Origin of the sequence: Enterobacter cloacae complex sp. IR5412 (assembly GCF_049237385.1) — a bacterium.
Taxonomy (GTDB): domain Bacteria; phylum Pseudomonadota; class Gammaproteobacteria; order Enterobacterales; family Enterobacteriaceae; genus Enterobacter; species Enterobacter intestinihominis.
This window is the reverse complement of sequence record NZ_JBMKHQ010000002.1, coordinates 208,422-225,167: the sequence shown is the minus strand read 5'-3', so window position 1 is coordinate 225,167 and position 16,746 is coordinate 208,422. Positions and strand designations below refer to the sequence as shown.

Below are 16,746 nucleotides of genomic sequence, written 5' to 3'. Positions count from 1 at the left end.
ATTAAAGGCGGAAAACGAGTTCAAACGGCACGTCCGAATCGTATCAATGGCGAGATTCGCGCCCAGGAAGTTCGCTTAACAGATCTTGAAGGTGAACCACTGGGGATTGTGAGTCTGAGAGAAGCGATCGAAAAAGCTGAAGAAGCTGGAGTAGATTTAGTTGAAATCAGCCCTAACGCCGAACCGCCAGTTTGTCGTATTATGGACTACGGCAAGTTCCTTTATGAAAAGAGTAAATCTTCTAAGGAACAGAAGAAGAAGCAAAAAGTTATCCAGGTTAAGGAAATCAAATTCCGTCCTGGTACCGACGATGGCGATTATCAGGTAAAACTCCGCAGCCTGATTCGCTTTCTGGAAGATGGCGATAAGGCCAAGATCACGCTGCGTTTCCGCGGTCGTGAGATGGCCCACCAACAGATTGGTATGGAAGTGCTTAACCGCGTCCGTGAAGATCTGAGTGAACTGGCAGTAGTCGAATCCTTCCCAACGAAGATCGAAGGCCGCCAGATGATCATGGTGCTCGCTCCTAAGAAGAAACAGTAAGGCCTTCAAGCAGCAAAATCTGTGGAGCCTTCGGGCCCCATAGGTTTTGTTCGCCTATGTTTCGTTTATTTAACAATGCGAAGTGGAAGTTATTAAAATGCCAAAAATTAAGACCGTACGCGGTGCTGCTAAGCGCTTCAAAAAAACCGGTAAAGGTGGTTTTAAGCACAAGCACGCTAACCTGCGTCACATTCTGACTAAGAAAGCTACCAAGCGTAAACGTCACCTGCGTCCAAAAGCCATGGTTTCTAAAGGCGATCTGGGCCTGGTCATCGCGTGCCTGCCGTACGCATAAGTCGTTAACGTTTAACTTTTTTAACTTAGAATAGATACAGGAGAGCACACATGGCTCGCGTAAAACGTGGTGTAATTGCACGTGCACGTCACAAGAAAATTTTGAAACAAGCTAAAGGCTACTACGGTGCGCGTTCACGCGTATACCGCGTTGCCTTCCAGGCTGTTATCAAAGCAGGTCAGTACGCTTACCGTGACCGTCGTCAGCGTAAGCGTCAGTTCCGTCAACTGTGGATTGCGCGTATCAACGCAGCAGCACGTCAGAACGGTATTTCTTACAGCAAATTCATCAACGGCCTGAAAAAAGCCTCTGTTGAAATCGACCGTAAGATCCTGGCTGACATCGCAGTATTCGACAAAGTAGCGTTCACCGCTCTGGTCGAAAAAGCGAAAGCAGCACTGGCATAAGCCAGTTGAAAGAGGGGGCTTTGCTCCCTCTTTTCATATCGCCTTATCAGAAGATTGACATTTACCCGTCCAGGCTTTTCAATAAGGTCTTAACGGTTTTTACCCTACAAGGTAACGCAAGCATGAATGCTGCTATTTTCCGCTTCTTCTTTTACTTTAGCACCTGACTTCAGGAGGCTAGCGCGTGAAAGATGAAACGAAAAACAGCGCCAGATAAGCCTCCCGATGGAGGCTTTTTTTGTGCCTGAATTTGAGAGATTACGTCCAACAATTCGGTGTCTGCACCGACATAATGAGGAAAACCATGTCACATCTCGCAGAGCTGGTTGCCAGTGCAACGGCCGCCATTAACCAGGCCTCAGATGTTGCCGCGTTAGACAATGTCCGCGTCGAATATCTGGGCAAGAAAGGGCATCTGACCATTCAGATGACTACCCTGCGTGAACTGCCAGCAGAGGAGCGCCCGGCAGCAGGTGCAGTGATTAACGAAGCCAAAGAGCAGGTACAACAGGCGCTGAACGCACGTAAAGCCGAGCTGGAAAGCGCAGTATTGAATGCGCGTCTGGCGGCAGAAACGATTGACGTTTCTCTGCCGGGTCGCCGTATCGAAAACGGCGGTCTGCATCCGGTTACCCGTACTATCGATCGTATTGAAAGTTTCTTCGGTGAGCTCGGCTTTACCGTGGCGACTGGCCCGGAAATTGAAGATGACTACCACAACTTCGATGCCCTTAACATTCCTGGCCATCATCCGGCACGCGCTGACCACGACACTTTCTGGTTTGACGCCACCCGTCTGCTGCGTACTCAGACATCTGGCGTTCAGATCCGTACCATGAAGGAGCAGGCTCCACCGATCCGCATCATCGCGCCGGGTCGCGTATACCGTAACGACTACGATCAGACCCACACCCCAATGTTCCACCAGATGGAAGGTCTGATTGTTGATAAAAACATCAGCTTCACCAACCTGAAAGGCACACTGCACGATTTCCTGAACAACTTCTTTGAGGAAGATTTGCAGGTTCGTTTCCGTCCGTCCTACTTCCCGTTCACTGAACCTTCTGCGGAAGTTGACGTGATGGGTAAAAACGGTAAATGGCTGGAAGTGCTGGGCTGCGGCATGGTGCATCCAAACGTACTGCGTAACGTAGGTATCGATCCGGAAGTATACTCCGGCTTTGCGTTCGGTATGGGCATGGAGCGTCTTACCATGCTGCGCTACGGCGTAACCGACTTACGTGCGTTCTTCGAAAACGATCTGCGTTTCCTCAAACAGTTTAAATAAGGGCAGGAAAGAACAATGAAATTCAGTGAACTGTGGTTACGCGAATGGGTTAACACCACGCTGGACAGCGACGCGCTTTCTAACCAGATCACCATGGCGGGTCTGGAAGTTGATGGCGTGGATCCTGTTTCTGGCGCCTTTACCGGCGTCGTGGTAGGTGAAGTGGTTGAGTGTGGCCAGCACCCTAACGCCGACAAACTGCGCGTAACAAAAGTCAATGTGGGCGGTGACCGTCTGCTGGATATCGTCTGCGGTGCGCCAAACTGCCGACAGGGCCTGAAGGTAGCCGTGGCAACCGTCGGTGCGGTACTGCCGGGCGATTTCAAAATCAAAGCGGCTAAGCTGCGCGGTGAGCCGTCTGAAGGTATGCTGTGCTCCTTCTCCGAGCTGGGCATTTCCGACGATCACTCCGGGATTATCGAGCTGCCGCAGGATGCACCAGTGGGTACCGATATCCGCGAATACCTGAAGCTTGATGACAACACCATCGAAATCAGCGTGACGCCAAACCGTGCCGACTGCTTAGGCATCATCGGTGTGGCCCGCGACGTGGCCGTGCTGAACCAGACGGAACTGAACGAGCCGGAGATCGCTCCGGTTGAGGCAACCATCAGTGATGTGCTGCCGATTCAGGTTGACGCGCCTGAGGCCTGCCCGCGCTACCTCGGTCGTGTGGTGAAAGGTATTAACGTTAAAGCGCCAACCCCGCTGTGGATGAAAGAGAAACTGCGTCGCTGTGGTATCCGTTCTATCGACGCTGTGGTTGACGTGACCAACTATGTTCTGCTGGAGCTGGGCCAGCCAATGCACGCCTTCGATAAAGATCGTATCGAAGGGGGTATTATTGTGCGCATGGCGAAAGAGGGCGAAACCCTGGTTCTGCTGGACGGCAGCGAAGCGAAACTGAACGCCGACACTCTGGTAATTGCCGATCACAACAAAGCGCTGGCGATGGGCGGGATCTTCGGCGGCGAGCACTCTGGCGTCAACGACGAAACGCAAAACGTCCTGCTGGAATGCGCGTTCTTCAGCCCGCTCTCCATCACCGGCCGCGCACGCCGTCACGGTCTGCACACTGACGCTTCTCACCGCTATGAGCGTGGCGTGGATCCTGCGCTGCAATACAAAGCGATGGAGCGTGCGACTCGCCTGCTGATCGACATCTGCGGCGGCGAAGCGGGTCCGGTTATCGATGTGACCAACCAAGCGGCGCTGCCGAAGCGTGCGACCATTACTCTGCGCCGCAGCAAGCTGGATCGTTTGATTGGTCACCACGTTGCCGATGCGCAGGTGACCGACATTCTGACGCGTCTGGGCTGCGAAGTGACTGAAGGTCAGGATGAGTGGAAAGCCGTTGCGCCATCCTGGCGTTTCGACATGGAGATCGAAGAAGATCTGGTGGAAGAAGTGGCCCGCGTGTACGGCTACAACAATATCCCTGACGAGCCGGTGCAGGCGGGTCTGGTGATGGGCAGCCATCGCGAAGCCGATCTGTCACTGAAGCGTGTGAAAACCATGCTGAACGACAAAGGCTACCAGGAAGTGATCACCTACAGCTTCGTTGATCCTAAGCTGCAACAGCTGATCCACCCGGGTCAGGAAGCGCTGATCCTGCCAAGCCCGATCTCCAGCGAGATGTCAGCGATGCGTCTGTCCCTGTGGACGGGACTGCTGGGTACTATCGTTTATAACCAGAACCGTCAGCAGAACCGCGTGCGTATTTTCGAAAGCGGTTTGCGCTTTGTACCGGATACTCAGGCCAATTTAGGCATCCGTCAGGATCTCATGCTGGCCGGCGCCATCAGCGGTAACCGCTATGAAGAGCACTGGGACCTGGCAAAAGGGACGGTTGATTTCTACGATATGAAGGGCGATCTGGAAGCGATTATCGATCTGACCGGTAAATTATCCGAAATTGAATTCCGCGCAGAAGCGATTCCAGCCCTGCATCCGGGCCAGAGTGCGGCGATCTATTTAGACGGCAAACGTGTTGGTTTTATTGGGGTTGTTCACCCGGAGCTGGAACGTAAGCTGGATCTGAATGGCCGTACCATCGTATTCGAGCTGGAGTGGAACCCGGTTGCAGACCGCGTCATTCCTCAGGCAAAGGACGTCTCACGCTTCCCGGCAAACCGCCGTGATATCGCGGTTGTGGTCGCTGAAAATGTGCCCGCAGCAGATATTTTGGCCGAATGTAAGAAAGTTGGCGTAAATCAGGTAGTTGGCGTAAACTTATTTGACGTGTACCGCGGCAAGGGCGTAGCAGAAGGTTTCAAGAGCCTCGCTATTAGCCTTATCCTTCAGGATACCAGCCGTACACTCGAAGAAGAGGAGATTGCCGCTACCGTCGCCAAATGTGTAGAGGCATTAAAAGAGCGATTCCAGGCATCATTGAGGGATTGAACCTATGGCGCTTACAAAAGCTGAAATGTCAGAATATCTGTTTGATAAGCTAGGGCTTAGCAAACGGGATGCCAAAGAGCTGGTAGAGCTGTTTTTCGAAGAGATCCGTCGTGCTCTGGAAAATGGTGAGCAGGTTAAACTCTCCGGCTTTGGCAATTTTGATTTGCGAGACAAAAACCAACGTCCGGGCCGTAACCCGAAGACGGGGGAAGATATTCCCATTACAGCCCGCCGCGTGGTGACCTTCAGACCCGGACAGAAGTTAAAAAGCCGTGTCGAAAACGCAACGCCCAAAGCAGAGTAATATGAACTAACTAAAAAGGCCGCTCACGCGGCCTTTTTTCTTTGCGCTATTTGCTAAACCCGCCGTAAAATCAATGATATCTCAACCGGATAACCTATCGTCTATGCTTGATCTTGCCCGTCTTCAGCACCGCTCCGATCTCCGCCGCCTGTGTCTGCTCGGGGTGCTGATGATTGTCGCCACCACCGTCAGCCTGTGTGCGGGCGATCGGTGGCTGGGACCGGAAAGCTGGTTTACGCCTGAGGGACAGCTCTTTGTCTGGCAGATCCGCCTGCCACGGACGCTGGCTGTGCTTTTAGTCGGCGCTGCGCTGGCGCTGTGCGGCACGATCATGCAGGCATTATTTGAAAACCCTCTGGCGGAACCCGGACTTCTCGGGGTGTCGAATGGCGCAGGCGTCGGGCTTATCGCCGCCGTGATGCTGGGGGGAGGCGAGCTCTCCGCCTGGGGGATTAGCCTCAGCGCCATCCTTGGCGCGCTGTTGATAACCCTTATCCTTCTGCGCTTTGCTCGTCGCCATTTATCCACCAGCCGGCTGCTGCTTGCCGGGGTAGCGTTGGGGATCATCTGTAGCGCGCTGATGACATGGGCCGTCTACTTCTCCACCTCTTTCGATCTGCGCCAGTTAATGTACTGGATGATGGGGGGATTTGGTGGCGTTGACTGGCGTCAGGGGTGGCTGATGGTGCTCCTGATCCCGGTCATCCTGTGGACGGCGTTCCAGGCGCAGCCGCTAAATATTCTCGCGCTGGGCGAAACGTCTGCTCGCCAGCTCGGGATGCCGATTGGCTTCTGGCGCAACGCGCTGGTTATCGCCATCGGCTGGATGGTGGGCGTAAGCGTGGCGCTGGCGGGGGCGATTGGCTTTATTGGGCTGGTGATCCCGCATATGCTGCGCCTGTGCGGTATTACGGACCACCGAACCCTGCTTCCGGCCTCGGCGGTTGCCGGGGCGGCAACGCTGCTGATTGCCGATATCATCGCCCGGCTTGCGCTGACGGCCGCTGAGTTGCCGATAGGCGTGGTGACCGCAACGCTGGGCGCACCGGTCTTTATCTGGCTACTATTAAAAGCTGGACGTTAAAACACAACCTGTAAGTCAACCTGAGGGAATGCTATGCAGTCTGATATTCTGAATACCGAAGTGACTACCATTGACGGCGAGAAAACCACGCTGGAAGGCTACAAGGGCAAGGTACTGCTCATCGTGAACGTGGCATCGAAATGTGGCCTTACGCCGCAGTATGAACAGCTGGAAAACATTCATAAAGCCTGGGAAAAAGACGGCGTTACCGTACTCGGCTTCCCGTGCAACCAGTTCCTGGGCCAGGAGCCGGGCAGCGAAGAGGAGATTAAGACCTTTTGCAGCACAACCTATGGTGTGACGTTCCCGATGTTCAGCAAAATTGATGTGAACGGGGACAATCGTCATCCGCTGTATGCCAAACTGGTGGCTGCGGCGCCGACCGCCGTTGCGCCTGAAGAGAGTGGTTTCTATGAGCGTATGGCGAGCAAAGGTCGCGCGCCGCTCTATCCGGACGATATTCTGTGGAACTTCGAAAAATTCCTGATTGGCCGTGACGGTCAGGTCGTGCAGCGTTTCTCGCCTGACATGACGCCTGAAGATCCTATCGTGATGGAATCAATCAAGCTGGCGCTGGCGAAATAATGACGCTGCTGATGCAGCTCACAGGCGTTGCCGGGAAGGGACGTCTTGAGCCTGTTACCGCCGCAGTCAACGCAGGTGAAATCCTTCACCTGGTTGGGCCTAACGGCGCCGGAAAAAGCACGCTGCTGGCGCGCATGGCGGGGCTGACCCGCGGGGAAGGGGAGATTACCTTTCTCGGGCAATCGCTCGTCAACTGGCTACCCTCTACACTCGCCTCCCGTCGAAGCTATCTGGTTCAGCAGCAGGTTCCGCCCTTTGCAATGCCCGTCTGGCACTACCTGACGCTGCACCTGCCTGATAAAAATCAGGTAGCATTGCTCCATGACGTTGCTGCGGCGCTCGGGTTAGACGATAAGCTCACCCGACAGGCCAGCCAGCTTTCCGGTGGCGAATGGCAGCGCGTGCGTCTGGCCGCCGTCATCCTTCAGGTTCATCCGGTGGGAAATCCTCACGGGCGGTTGCTGCTGCTGGACGAGCCGATGAGCGGACTGGACGTTGCCCAGCAGGCAGCGCTGGATACTCTGCTCAGCGCGCTGTGTCGCAAGGGCATCGCCATTGTGATGAGCAGCCATGATTTAAACCATACGTTGCGCCACGCGCATCGGGTGTGGTTGCTGGCGCGTGGCAAACTGATTGCCAGCGGAACGCGCGACAGCGTGCTGACGGCCCCCAATCTTGCGAGTGCTTACCACATGTCGTTCCGGAGGCTGGATATTGAAGGCCACAAGATGCTCATTTCCACGGCGCAGGAATAACCTTTCTTGCACAGCCGCATAGATGCACGCTAAATTACCGAAAGAACAAAAAAAGCAGAGGATTCGTCTGAAATGCGATTCTGGTTTCTCCTTGTTGCGGCGCTATTTCTTGCAGGATGCAGTAGCCATCGTGCACCTCCGCCTAACCCACGGCTTTCCGATTCCATTACGGTCATTGCCAGCCTGAACGATCAGCTCAGCAACTGGCGCGGCACCCCTTATCGCTATGGCGGGATGAGCCGGGGCGGGGTGGATTGCTCGGGATTTGTGCTGATGACTTTCCGCGAGAAATTTGACCTACAGCTTCCGCGTGAAACGCGTATGCAGGCGAAAATCGGCACTGAAATTGATAAAGACGAGCTCCTGCCCGGCGATCTGGTCTTTTTTAAAACAGGTTCCGGTGAAAGCGGCCTTCATGTCGGCATTTATGACACCGATAATCAGTTCATCCATGCCTCGACCAGCCGTGGCGTGATGCGCTCCTCTCTCGATAATGTTTACTGGCGTAAAAATTTCTGGCAGGCCAGGCGTATTTAACCGCTGCATAAAGATGCAGTGCGGAGGGCCTGGCGGTGAAAATAGACGTCAGGCTTTTCTTGCGGGTGGATTAAAGTAAAATTTTTGCCCACTTATTTTTGTCAGCATGTGCCTGTTTTATCTAAAACTGGCTATTATTCAATAACCAGGATAAGATTATTTTAGATTCAGGGAAAAATCTGAAAATTAATACGGAAAGAATGAAATTAATCTTATTAAAATCAAGACAGTGGAATTGTGCCTGCAATTGCTCCAGGATGTTCTCTCTCATCTTTAATGCAGGACAAGGGCGATGATTATTACGCTAGATAATGCTTACCAGTCTGAACTTTTACTCCTTCCGGCGCGTGATAGTGCAGGTTTGCTTAAAGGTTTAGAGATTTTGGTTAACTTTACTGGCGTGGGTACGGACGTACGAATCCCGACTGAACTGGTTATCCCTCATCTTTCTCAGGAAGATGAATTAGTGCTGTTTCAGGAAAAACTGCAATTACTCGATACCTGTAAGCTATTTTTTATTCAGCATCAGTTAATTGCATGGATCAATATTACACCTGCAATTGTTGAGTTTTTATTAACTAATGAGAACGCTGTTTCAATCCTTGATCGTTATCCGTTTCTTGAGTTTACTGTTAATGAGAACTATCCAGGTTTAAATAACGGGAAAGACGATCTGACGCTTGCAAGAATGGCGATCCATTTCCCCTTAGTGCTGGCTAACTTTGGTGCAGGGGCTGCATCCCTTAAACCGGTTTATGATGGTCTGTTCAAACGGGTGATTCTGGATAAAAACTTTATCCATCAGCGCGTCTCGGCGCTCTCTTTCGAGCCTTTTATGCGCGCCATTCTCTGGCAGATCGCGCCGCATTGTCAGTCGGTCATGGTCTCGGGAATTGACGATCACGGCATCTTACAACGCGTGCTGCCCTTCAATTTTGGCGCAATGCAGGGAACCCTGTGGCCTGCCGTCCCGGCAGAACGCGTAACGACCCTCGTTCAGCAATAACCCCTTTCTTCGCCCGTGTTTACGTCAAGGGAAACCCTCTACACTTAAAGCAGGAGGACTTATGACCCTGTCTTTTACTGCTCACTGGCACGATGAATTACCCGGCTTTTACACCGCGCTTAAGCCCACGCCTTTACAGAACGCGCGTCTTATCTGGCATAACGATGCATTAGCGGATTCGCTTGGCATCCCTTCGACACTTTTTCAGCCAGAAAAGGGCGCCGGTGTCTGGGGCGGCGAAACGCTGCTTCCGGGCATGAAGCCTCTGGCTCAGGTCTACAGCGGACATCAGTTTGGCGTCTGGGCGGGACAGCTCGGCGATGGTCGCGGCATCCTGCTGGGTGAACAGGTTCTGCCGAATGGCGAAACGCTCGACTGGCACCTGAAAGGGGCAGGGTTAACACCGTACTCACGCATGGGGGATGGCCGCGCGGTGCTGCGTTCAACCATTCGTGAAAGTCTGGCTTCCGAGGCGATGCATGCCCTGGGGATCCCCACCTCACGCGCGCTGTCCATTGTCACCAGCGACACGCCGGTGGCCCGTGAGACGATAGAGCAGGGGGCGATGCTGATCCGCGTGGCGGAAAGCCATCTGCGTTTCGGTCATTTTGAACACTTCTACTATCGCCGCGAGCCGGATAAAGTCCGCCAGCTTGCCGATTACGCCCTTCGACGTCACTGGCCGCACCTGCAAAACGAACCGGACCGCTATGTTCTCTGGTTCCGTGATATTGTCGCGCGCACCGCCTCAATGATTGCCCGCTGGCAGGCCGTTGGCTTTGCCCACGGGGTGATGAATACCGACAACATGTCCCTGTTAGGGCTGACGTTTGACTACGGTCCGTACGGCTTCCTTGATGACTATCAACCGGGTTACATCTGTAACCATTCGGACTATCAGGGGCGTTACCGTTTCGACAACCAGCCTGCGGTGGGGCTGTGGAACCTTCAGCGGCTTGCGCAAAGCCTGTCGCCGTTTATCGACGTCGATGCCCTGAACGATGCGCTCGATATCTATCAGGAGGTTTTGCTGCGGGAATATGGTGTGTTAATGCGCAACAAGCTGGGGCTGATGACGCAGGAAAAAGGCGATAACGCGCTGCTGAATGGGCTGTTTGCCATCATGGCGCGTGAAGGCAGCGACTATACCCGAACCTTCCGTATGCTAAGCCAGACTGCGCAGCAGAGCGCCGCTTCACCGCTGCGTGACGAGTTCATCGATCGACAGGCGTTTGATGACTGGTTTGCCACTTACCGGGCGCGTTTACAGCAGGAACAGATTGATGACGATACCCGCCAGGCGCGGATGAAGGCGGTTAACCCGGCGATGGTGTTGCGCAACTGGCTGGCGCAGCGGGCTATTGAGCAGGCTGAGCAGGGGGATTATGCCGAGCTGCATCGGCTGCATATCGCCCTGCGCACGCCGTTTGCCGACCGGGAGGATGACTATGTCAGCCGCCCGCCGGACTGGGGCAAGCGACTGGAAGTGAGCTGCTCAAGCTAAGGGGCGAGAAAAACCTGCGGTGCGGCGTGCGCCGGATGTCTGCCGACGTGCACCTGCGCACCGTACCAGCGGGCCAGCGCGTCGGCCTGCAATACCGTCTCCGGTATGCCCTGAGAAACAATCCTGCCGTTGTGTAACAGCAGGATCCGGTCCGACCATAATGCGGCAAGATTGAGATCGTGCAGCACCACGCAGGCGTGAAGATGGCCCTGACGGGTCAGCGATTTCAACAGGCGCAGCAGATGCTGCTGGTGGTAGAGATCCAGCGCGGAAGTGGGTTCGTCGAGAAACAGCCAGCCGCGTGGCGTTCCGTCACGCCACAGCTGCGCCAGCGCGCGGGCGAGCTGAACGCGCTGCTGCTCGCCCCCCGAGAGGGCATGATAGCGCCTGCCGGCCAGCGGCAGGCAACCGGTCAGCTGCATCACCTCACGCACAATCGTCGGTTCCGGGCGACGCGTCCAGGGCGCACGCCCCATTCCAACGATCTCCTCCACCTGCCAGTCAAATCCAGGCTGAGATTGCTGGCGCATCACCGCCCGATAGCGCGACAGCGTCTCCGGGTGCCATTCCTCCAGCGCTTTCCCCGCCAGCGAACAGCCTCCGCTGTCGGGTTTCAGATAGCCGGTCAGCAGCCGCAGCAGCGTGGATTTCCCCGCGCCGTTGGGGCCGATCAATGTAACCAGCTCTCCCTGCGACAGTGACAGCGAAACGTTATCTGTCAGCGTGCAGCCAGACCGGGTAAAAGTCAGATTTTCAGCCGTATAACGTTCAGCCATGCTGTTCTCCACGACGAAAAATGAGCCATAAGAACCAGGGAGCGCCAAGGATACTGGTGAGCAGGCCGACCGGCATTTCTGCCGGGGCGACCAGGGTGCGCGCGACCGTATCCGCCACCAGCAGCAGTAAAGCGCCCGCGAGTACCGTGCCGGGGAGGGTTGCCCGGTGATCGGCGCCCAACCACATGCGCATCAGGTGCGGCACCACGAGTCCGACAAAGCCAATCACGCCGCTGACGGCGACAGCCGCAGCGACCAGCAGAGCGCTGCATAGCAGTAATATTCGCTGTACAAGGGCAACGTCCACGCCGAGGTAATGCGCTTCCTCTTCACCCAGTTGCAGTAAATTTAACGCGCTGGCACAACGCCAGATCGCCAGAGCGGCAGGCACCATCAGCGAGATCACGGCGAGCAGCGTTGACCACTGCGCCTGACCGAGACTTCCCATTCCCCAGAGTGAAAGCTGACGCAACTGGGCGTCATTGCTGACCCACGAAAGCACACCCACTGCCGCACCGCACAGGGCATTGATGGCGATACCCACCAGCAACAGACGTGACAGAGAGGTGTCACGCTGCTTGCTGAGCAGGAAGATCACGCCTGTGGCTGCCAGCGCCCCAAAAAATGCCGCCAGCATCGGGGCATAAAGCATCACCAGCGCGGGCAGCGAGAGCGGGAGCACCACCCACAGGGCGACGGCCAGCGCCGCACCGCTGCTGATCCCGAGCAGGCCCGGGTCGGCCAGCGGATTGCGGAACAGCCCCTGCATGACGCAGCCGGCGAGCGCCAGCGACCCGCCAATCACCAGCGCCAGCAGCACGCGGGGCAGACGGATGGTGAGCCAGATCTGGCGTAGCGTCTCATCGCTGCCGCTCCACAGCACGTTCACCGGCAGGCGTAACGCCCCAAAACCGGAAGCCATGAACGTCATGACGGTAAGCAACCCCGCCAGAAGCCATAACGATAACGTGATGCGCCGGGACATCAGGGCAGTTGCTCCGCTCTGGCACGCAGCTGTTGTATGGCTTTCGGCGTGCGGACGCTGAAGCCCAGCAAGGCCATGTCATCAATAGCCAGCACCTGCTTGCTTCGCCCCGCTGGCGTTTGCGCCAGGCCGGGCAGTTTCCACAGATTTTGTTCGCCGCCCAGCGCGTTAAGGCCGTCCTGCGAAATCACCACCAGATCCGGCTGGCTGGCCATTACCCCCTCCTGGGAGAGCGGCTGATAGCGGGTAAAGCCCTGCATGGCGTTCTGCAACCCGGCGGCGCGTATTGCCGCATCCGCGCCGGTCTGTTGCCCGGCCGCCATTGCGGTCATTCCGCCGTGGCTGAGGATAAACAGCACCCGCTTGTTGAGCGGTGTTGAGGGCAGAGCCGCCAGCGCCTGACGCAGCGAGTTGCGCAGGGTTTCCCCTTGCACCTCATGATGCGTCGCCTGAGCTATCACCCGCACTTTTTCGTCAATCGTGCGCAGGTCAGGCGTGCCGGGAACGGTAACCACCCGGACGTGGCTCTGTTCAACCTGTTTCAGCGCCAGAGAGGGTTGCGCCTGGTCGCTTGCCAGCACCAGCGTCGGGCGTACGGACAGAATTCCCTCCGCATTCAGCTGGCGGAGATACCCCACGTCAGGCAGCGCGTTTGTCGCCTGCGGCCACTGGCTGGTACTGTCGCGCGCAACCAGAGAAGACTCCGCGCCGAGGGCGTAGACGATCTCCGTCACGTCGCCGCCGAGGGCGACAATTCTCTCCGGCGCGGCGACGGCGACCAGCGGCAGGGCGCAGAGCAGGGCAAACCAGTTTTTCATGCGGCCAGCCCTTCTGGCGTCAGAGCGTCAATCTGGCGGCGCCACTGGCTCTGCTCCGGCTCGCCTTCGGTACGCTGCCCGTAGAGCTGGGCGATCTGAGTTCCATCCGCAGCAAACAGCTCCAGGCTGGTAACGTGTCCGTCTGCCGTGGGCTTACGCGTAACCCACGTCTCCGCGATAGTCTCCTCCAGCAGATGCAGGGTAAAGGTTGGGTTGAAGATGTTCAGCCAGCCCTTCATGGGCGTCAGTTTTTTCACCACACCGGTGAAGATCTGCACGCAACCGCGGTTGCCGACGAAGATCATGATTTCGTTTCCGTCCTGTTGCGCCCTCTCCAGCAGTTGTGCCAGCGCGCTGTTATCCACCTTACAGGCCAGATCGTCACTCACCAGACGAAACGCCTGCTGGCGGCTCAGGTTATGGCGCTTCAATAAGCTAAAGAATTGATGCACGTCGGTCATGGCGCGCCACTCTTTCTCCACCGAGCCTGCATCTGCACCGTCGGAATGCGCGGGGGCTTCGACAGCCTTCAGCGCCAGAGCGGGGTTATCGGCAATGATAAAACGGGTCAGCACGTCGCCCCAGGCGGCAACGTCGGTGTGATCCGTGGTGTAGACCTTCAGTAAAGCGTCGCCCTGATGATCGAAGAACTGAATGCTCTGACGTTCGCCGCGGGAGGTCGTTTCGCTAATGTGAAACGCGCTCGCCCACTGGTTGAGGAACAAACGCAGATCCAGCGCGCGCGGATTCAGCACCAGCCCGGCATGACCGCCGAGGTGCTGGTGAGTAAACGCTCCAACCTGTTCGTGAACGGCGTATTCGTTACGGCAGATGCATTTGGTTTCCCCCACGGACTCCAGCGCTGCCAGAATTTCGCGGATTTCACCGCGCAGCCGCCAGGCGTCGTGTCCAACGCGCGCAAATGCCAGCTCTGCTTCGCTGATGTGCATTAATCCGGCGATATCACGGGCGTACTTACCCGGATGTTCTTCTTTAAGCTCAAGCCAGCGTGTGTAGTGACCCATAATCTTATCCTTCTGAATCGTTGCCCCGAAGGGAATTACCATTGATAACTGACGAATATCTTGCCGTTGCGGCCATCCTGCGGGATGCCCTGCGGTGACCAGTAGGCTTTGTCGAAGGCGTTCCCCAGCACGAGGGTGGTGGTGATGCCTTTGAACTGCTGCTGGCCTTTATAACTGACGTAGAAATCATTTACTGCGTAGCCAGGCTGCTCGCTGTAGCTGCTGCTGATGTGCGTTGAACGTTCGACGAAGGTGCCGATCCAGCCCACGGAGAAGCCGCTTTGCGCCACCGGGATATCCAGCTTGCTGGTGACGGTGTCCGGGTTGATGCTGGAGATATATTCACCCGTGTCGGTATCTTTCCCGCGCGTGCGGTTATAGGCCACGTCGAGGTTGAACAGGCTGGTGGCGTAGGTTGCCATCATGTCCCAGCCCCAGATTTTGGCATTTGGTACGTTATAGGACATGGTAGTGGCCGCCGCAAAATCGACGGTGGTAGAGATGTAATCTTTCGCTTTTGTGTCGAAATAGCTGGCTTTGAACTCCAGCGCGTCGTTGGCGAGTAGCAGATCGTCAAAACGCAGCCCAAAACCGAACTCCTGGGTTTCGTTGGTCTCCGGACGCAGGTTCGGGTTCGGCACCCAGTAGTTAGTGTAGAAGCTGCCGATAGAGAAGTGCTTTGAGTCGTTATACATTTCGCCCATCGTTGGCGCGCGGAAGGCCTGGGCGTAAGAGCCGAACAGCATCAGCCAGTCGGCTGGACTCACGGTTAACCCGGCGCGTGATGACCATTTATCCGCATCCACGTCGTCGTAACCGTCGCTGCTGCCGCGGTAGTTGTCGTAACGCGTCCCGCCGAGAAGCGTTACCGGCAGGTCGCGCAGGGTGATCTCATCCTGCAACCAGCCGGAGCTGAAGTCGATTTTAGCGTCCGGGAAGCCGGTGGTCGCGCCGCCAGGGTGTTGCTCCTGACGGTAGTATTCCCCGCCATAGGTCAGCAGGTGCGAGGCGAAGGAGTCGCTGAACAGGCGGGTGCGGTTTTCCACTTTGCCGCCTTTGGTGGTCTGCTTACGGAACTCGCCGCTGGCGTCGATGTTCTGGGCGTTGATCCGCGCTTCGGACCAGTAAATTTTCGCATCGGCGTTCAGCCAGTCGTTTCCGGCTGGCGCAATGCGGTAGCCAAGCTGGGCATCGCGCTGAATGGTGGAACGATCGGTCATCGGGTTACTGCTGTTGGCATCCGTGGTCTGCGGATTTTTCGGCTCCTGCGCGTCGTTGTTGTAGTAGCGCAGGGAACCGCTCAGCGTCTGAGCCGGATCAATTTTCCAGCTGCCTTTCGCCAGCATATTGTTGATCGATTCGTCGTTTGGCGCCCTCGCGCCGTCACTCTGGCGAATGTCGCCGCGATCGCGGCTGGACCAGGAGACCACACCGTCCAGGGTATCGGTGCGGCCATAGGCGCTGGCGCCCATCCCGATGCTGTGATCGCCTGTTGCACCGGTAGCAAATACGCGATAGCCGCTATTTTTACCTGCGTCCAGCAGATCGCTGGCGTCGACGGTGTCATATGAAATTACGCCGCCCAGCGCGCCGCTGCCGTACAGCAAGGCGGAAGGGCCACGTACCACTTCGATACGTTTGATCAGCGCCGGATCGAGGAACGTGCTGTTCAGGTGTCCGGTATCGGTGCCCTGGCGTACGCCATCCACTAGCACCAGCACGCCACGTCGGTCGTAACCGCGCAGGTTAACGTCCTGACCGTTGGTGCGCCCGGTGCCGTCCAGCGTCAGGCCGGGCACCTTGCGCAGCAGGTCGGCGGCGGAGCTGGCGGTCTGGTTTTCCGGCGCGGTGGCGTCAATCACGCTTACCATCATGGGGGCTTCGAAGGCGCTGCGGGCGTTGCCGGTGGCGGTAACGGTGATATCGTCTGTGGCGGCAAACGCAACGCCCGGCAGGGTGCTGACAATTGCCAGCGCCAGAAGAGACGGGCGTAAAGACGCGGATTGCAGGTGTGGCATAGCAACTCTCCATAAGAATTGAAAAGCGCTGGCTGCCTGGGGATCACCTGGGTGGCTGGCGAATGTGTTGTCTGGATTATTTAGTCAGGATCAGTTTTCCGGCATTGGTCTGGCGCAGCAGGTAGTGCTGGCCGTCATGCTCGATAATGACCCGTCCCTCCTCACCCAACAGGCTTTTGCTGTCGATTCGGCGATCGGTGGGAGCAGGGGACGGCGCTGTGTGTGTTTTTACTGGCGTTGCCGCGCTGTTATCGGTCGGTGACATAATGTTTATAAATAACAATCAATGTAACAATGATAATCATTATCAATAAACTGCAAATTCACGGCAAGCGTTTTTATGAAAATTGTGTGAGGGGATCAAATTTGGGGGAGAGGTGCGGTCTGATGCCCTCACCCCGACCTTCTCCCAT

The 16,746-nt window shown here is 56.3% G+C and carries 19 protein-coding genes and 1 other annotated feature; of the genes, 13 read left to right on the top strand and 6 right to left on the bottom strand.

Going from position 1 to position 16,746, the window contains the following annotated elements:
* From infC to selO, 13 genes are all read left to right on the top strand, one after another.
* Positions 1 to 543, top strand: a complete 543-nt coding sequence (infC, locus tag ACOTX2_RS04590; protein WP_059443439.1) for a translation initiation factor IF-3 — start codon at positions 1 to 3, stop codon at positions 541 to 543.
* 97 nt (positions 544 to 640) lie between these two features.
* Positions 641 to 838: a 50S ribosomal protein L35 gene (gene rpmI / locus ACOTX2_RS04585; protein WP_001124225.1), complete on the top strand. Its 198-nt coding sequence runs from the start codon at positions 641 to 643 to the stop codon at positions 836 to 838.
* A 50-nt stretch (positions 839 to 888) separates the two neighbouring features.
* Positions 889 to 1,245, top strand: a complete 357-nt coding sequence (rplT, locus tag ACOTX2_RS04580; RefSeq protein WP_000124850.1) for a 50S ribosomal protein L20 — start codon at positions 889 to 891, stop codon at positions 1,243 to 1,245.
* Positions 1,246 to 1,362: 117 nt separating this feature from the next.
* Positions 1,363 to 1,487 (top strand) — a sequence feature (Phe leader region).
* Complete coding sequence (gene pheM / locus ACOTX2_RS04575) at positions 1,368 to 1,412, top strand: pheST operon leader peptide PheM (protein WP_001386830.1); 45 nt, start codon at positions 1,368 to 1,370, stop codon at positions 1,410 to 1,412. Its footprint overlaps the feature before it by 45 nt.
* 62 nt (positions 1,488 to 1,549) lie before the next feature.
* Positions 1,550 to 2,533: a phenylalanine--tRNA ligase subunit alpha gene (gene pheS, locus ACOTX2_RS04570; RefSeq protein WP_063147494.1), complete on the top strand. Its 984-nt coding sequence runs from the start codon at positions 1,550 to 1,552 to the stop codon at positions 2,531 to 2,533.
* Positions 2,534 to 2,548: 15 nt separating this feature from the next.
* The gene (gene pheT / locus ACOTX2_RS04565) at positions 2,549 to 4,936 is read left to right on the top strand and encodes a phenylalanine--tRNA ligase subunit beta (protein WP_063147493.1); all 2,388 of its coding nucleotides are present in this window, start codon (positions 2,549 to 2,551) and stop codon (positions 4,934 to 4,936) included.
* A gap of 4 nt (positions 4,937 to 4,940) precedes the next feature.
* Positions 4,941 to 5,240: an integration host factor subunit alpha gene (gene ihfA, locus ACOTX2_RS04560; protein WP_003857805.1), complete on the top strand. Its 300-nt coding sequence runs from the start codon at positions 4,941 to 4,943 to the stop codon at positions 5,238 to 5,240.
* Between the two features lie 103 nt (positions 5,241 to 5,343).
* Positions 5,344 to 6,324 (top strand): vitamin B12 ABC transporter permease BtuC, encoded by a 981-nt coding sequence (gene btuC / locus ACOTX2_RS04555; protein WP_023299909.1) that lies wholly within the window; start codon positions 5,344 to 5,346, stop codon positions 6,322 to 6,324.
* 33 nt (positions 6,325 to 6,357) lie between these two features.
* Positions 6,358 to 6,909: a glutathione peroxidase gene (locus tag ACOTX2_RS04550; protein WP_063147492.1), complete on the top strand. Its 552-nt coding sequence runs from the start codon at positions 6,358 to 6,360 to the stop codon at positions 6,907 to 6,909.
* Positions 6,909 to 7,664, top strand: a complete 756-nt coding sequence (btuD, locus tag ACOTX2_RS04545) for a vitamin B12 ABC transporter ATP-binding protein BtuD (protein WP_022647841.1) — start codon at positions 6,909 to 6,911, stop codon at positions 7,662 to 7,664. Before ACOTX2_RS04550 ends, btuD begins: the two co-directional genes overlap by 1 nt.
* A 72-nt stretch (positions 7,665 to 7,736) precedes the next feature.
* Complete coding sequence (locus tag ACOTX2_RS04540) at positions 7,737 to 8,201, top strand: NlpC/P60 family protein (protein WP_022647842.1); 465 nt, start codon at positions 7,737 to 7,739, stop codon at positions 8,199 to 8,201.
* Between the two features lie 292 nt (positions 8,202 to 8,493).
* Positions 8,494 to 9,207, top strand: coding sequence for an EAL domain-containing protein (locus ACOTX2_RS04535; protein WP_022647843.1), 714 nt, complete (start codon positions 8,494 to 8,496; stop codon positions 9,205 to 9,207).
* A gap of 61 nt (positions 9,208 to 9,268) precedes the next feature.
* Positions 9,269 to 10,711: a protein adenylyltransferase SelO gene (selO, locus tag ACOTX2_RS04530; RefSeq protein ID WP_063147491.1), complete on the top strand. Its 1,443-nt coding sequence runs from the start codon at positions 9,269 to 9,271 to the stop codon at positions 10,709 to 10,711.
* Here selO and ACOTX2_RS04525 read toward each other — a convergent pair.
* From ACOTX2_RS04525 to hemP, 6 genes are all read right to left on the bottom strand, one after another.
* On the bottom strand, positions 10,708 to 11,487 hold the full coding sequence (locus ACOTX2_RS04525) for a heme ABC transporter ATP-binding protein (protein ID WP_063147490.1): 780 nt from the start codon (positions 11,485 to 11,487) through the stop codon (positions 10,708 to 10,710). The two genes, selO and ACOTX2_RS04525, sit on opposite strands and share 4 nt — an antisense overlap.
* A complete protein-coding gene (locus ACOTX2_RS04520) occupies positions 11,480 to 12,472 on the bottom strand; it encodes a FecCD family ABC transporter permease (protein ID WP_063147489.1) in 993 nt (330 codons plus the stop codon). The genes ACOTX2_RS04525 and ACOTX2_RS04520 overlap by 8 nt, the downstream gene beginning before the upstream one ends.
* Positions 12,472 to 13,290, bottom strand: coding sequence for a heme/hemin ABC transporter substrate-binding protein (locus tag ACOTX2_RS04515; protein WP_032624390.1), 819 nt, complete (start codon positions 13,288 to 13,290; stop codon positions 12,472 to 12,474). Before ACOTX2_RS04515 ends, ACOTX2_RS04520 begins: the two co-directional genes overlap by 1 nt.
* Entirely contained in the window at positions 13,287 to 14,315 is a 1,029-nt protein-coding gene (chuS, locus tag ACOTX2_RS04510; RefSeq protein WP_063147662.1) for a hematinate-forming heme oxygenase ChuS, read from the bottom strand. The genes ACOTX2_RS04515 and chuS overlap by 4 nt, the downstream gene beginning before the upstream one ends.
* A 35-nt stretch (positions 14,316 to 14,350) precedes the next feature.
* Positions 14,351 to 16,333 carry a TonB-dependent hemoglobin/transferrin/lactoferrin family receptor gene (locus ACOTX2_RS04505; RefSeq protein WP_063147488.1) on the bottom strand — a complete coding sequence of 661 codons (1,983 nt, stop codon included), beginning with the start codon at positions 16,331 to 16,333 and terminating at the stop codon, positions 14,351 to 14,353.
* A 76-nt stretch (positions 16,334 to 16,409) separates the two neighbouring features.
* Complete coding sequence (gene hemP / locus ACOTX2_RS04500; RefSeq protein ID WP_022647850.1) at positions 16,410 to 16,598, bottom strand: hemin uptake protein HemP; 189 nt, start codon at positions 16,596 to 16,598, stop codon at positions 16,410 to 16,412.
* Positions 16,599 to 16,746 lie beyond the last annotated feature (148 nt).

What these genes read in the sequence shown, in the direction of transcription:
- ACOTX2_RS04550 (WP_063147492.1), top strand. Translation starts at nt 6,358, where the DNA reads ATGCAGTCTGATATTCTGAATACCGAAGTGACTACCATTGACGGCGAG.
- hemP (WP_022647850.1), bottom strand. Translation starts at nt 16,598, where the DNA reads ATGTCACCGACCGATAACAGCGCGGCAACGCCAGTAAAAACACACACA.
- ACOTX2_RS04515 (WP_032624390.1), bottom strand. Translation starts at nt 13,290, where the DNA reads ATGAAAAACTGGTTTGCCCTGCTCTGCGCCCTGCCGCTGGTCGCCGTC.
- rpmI (WP_001124225.1), top strand. Translation starts at nt 641, where the DNA reads ATGCCAAAAATTAAGACCGTACGCGGTGCTGCTAAGCGCTTCAAAAAA.
- btuC (WP_023299909.1), top strand. Translation starts at nt 5,344, where the DNA reads ATGCTTGATCTTGCCCGTCTTCAGCACCGCTCCGATCTCCGCCGCCTG.
- ihfA (WP_003857805.1), top strand. Translation starts at nt 4,941, where the DNA reads ATGGCGCTTACAAAAGCTGAAATGTCAGAATATCTGTTTGATAAGCTA.
- pheS (WP_063147494.1), top strand. Translation starts at nt 1,550, where the DNA reads ATGTCACATCTCGCAGAGCTGGTTGCCAGTGCAACGGCCGCCATTAAC.
- rplT (WP_000124850.1), top strand. Translation starts at nt 889, where the DNA reads ATGGCTCGCGTAAAACGTGGTGTAATTGCACGTGCACGTCACAAGAAA.
- chuS (WP_063147662.1), bottom strand. Translation starts at nt 14,315, where the DNA reads ATGGGTCACTACACACGCTGGCTTGAGCTTAAAGAAGAACATCCGGGT.
- ACOTX2_RS04540 (WP_022647842.1), top strand. Translation starts at nt 7,737, where the DNA reads ATGCGATTCTGGTTTCTCCTTGTTGCGGCGCTATTTCTTGCAGGATGC.
- pheT (WP_063147493.1), top strand. Translation starts at nt 2,549, where the DNA reads ATGAAATTCAGTGAACTGTGGTTACGCGAATGGGTTAACACCACGCTG.
- ACOTX2_RS04535 (WP_022647843.1), top strand. Translation starts at nt 8,494, where the DNA reads ATGATTATTACGCTAGATAATGCTTACCAGTCTGAACTTTTACTCCTT.
- ACOTX2_RS04505 (WP_063147488.1), bottom strand. Translation starts at nt 16,333, where the DNA reads ATGCCACACCTGCAATCCGCGTCTTTACGCCCGTCTCTTCTGGCGCTG.
- ACOTX2_RS04525 (WP_063147490.1), bottom strand. Translation starts at nt 11,487, where the DNA reads ATGGCTGAACGTTATACGGCTGAAAATCTGACTTTTACCCGGTCTGGC.
- ACOTX2_RS04520 (WP_063147489.1), bottom strand. Translation starts at nt 12,472, where the DNA reads ATGTCCCGGCGCATCACGTTATCGTTATGGCTTCTGGCGGGGTTGCTT.
- selO (WP_063147491.1), top strand. Translation starts at nt 9,269, where the DNA reads ATGACCCTGTCTTTTACTGCTCACTGGCACGATGAATTACCCGGCTTT.
- btuD (WP_022647841.1), top strand. Translation starts at nt 6,909, where the DNA reads ATGACGCTGCTGATGCAGCTCACAGGCGTTGCCGGGAAGGGACGTCTT.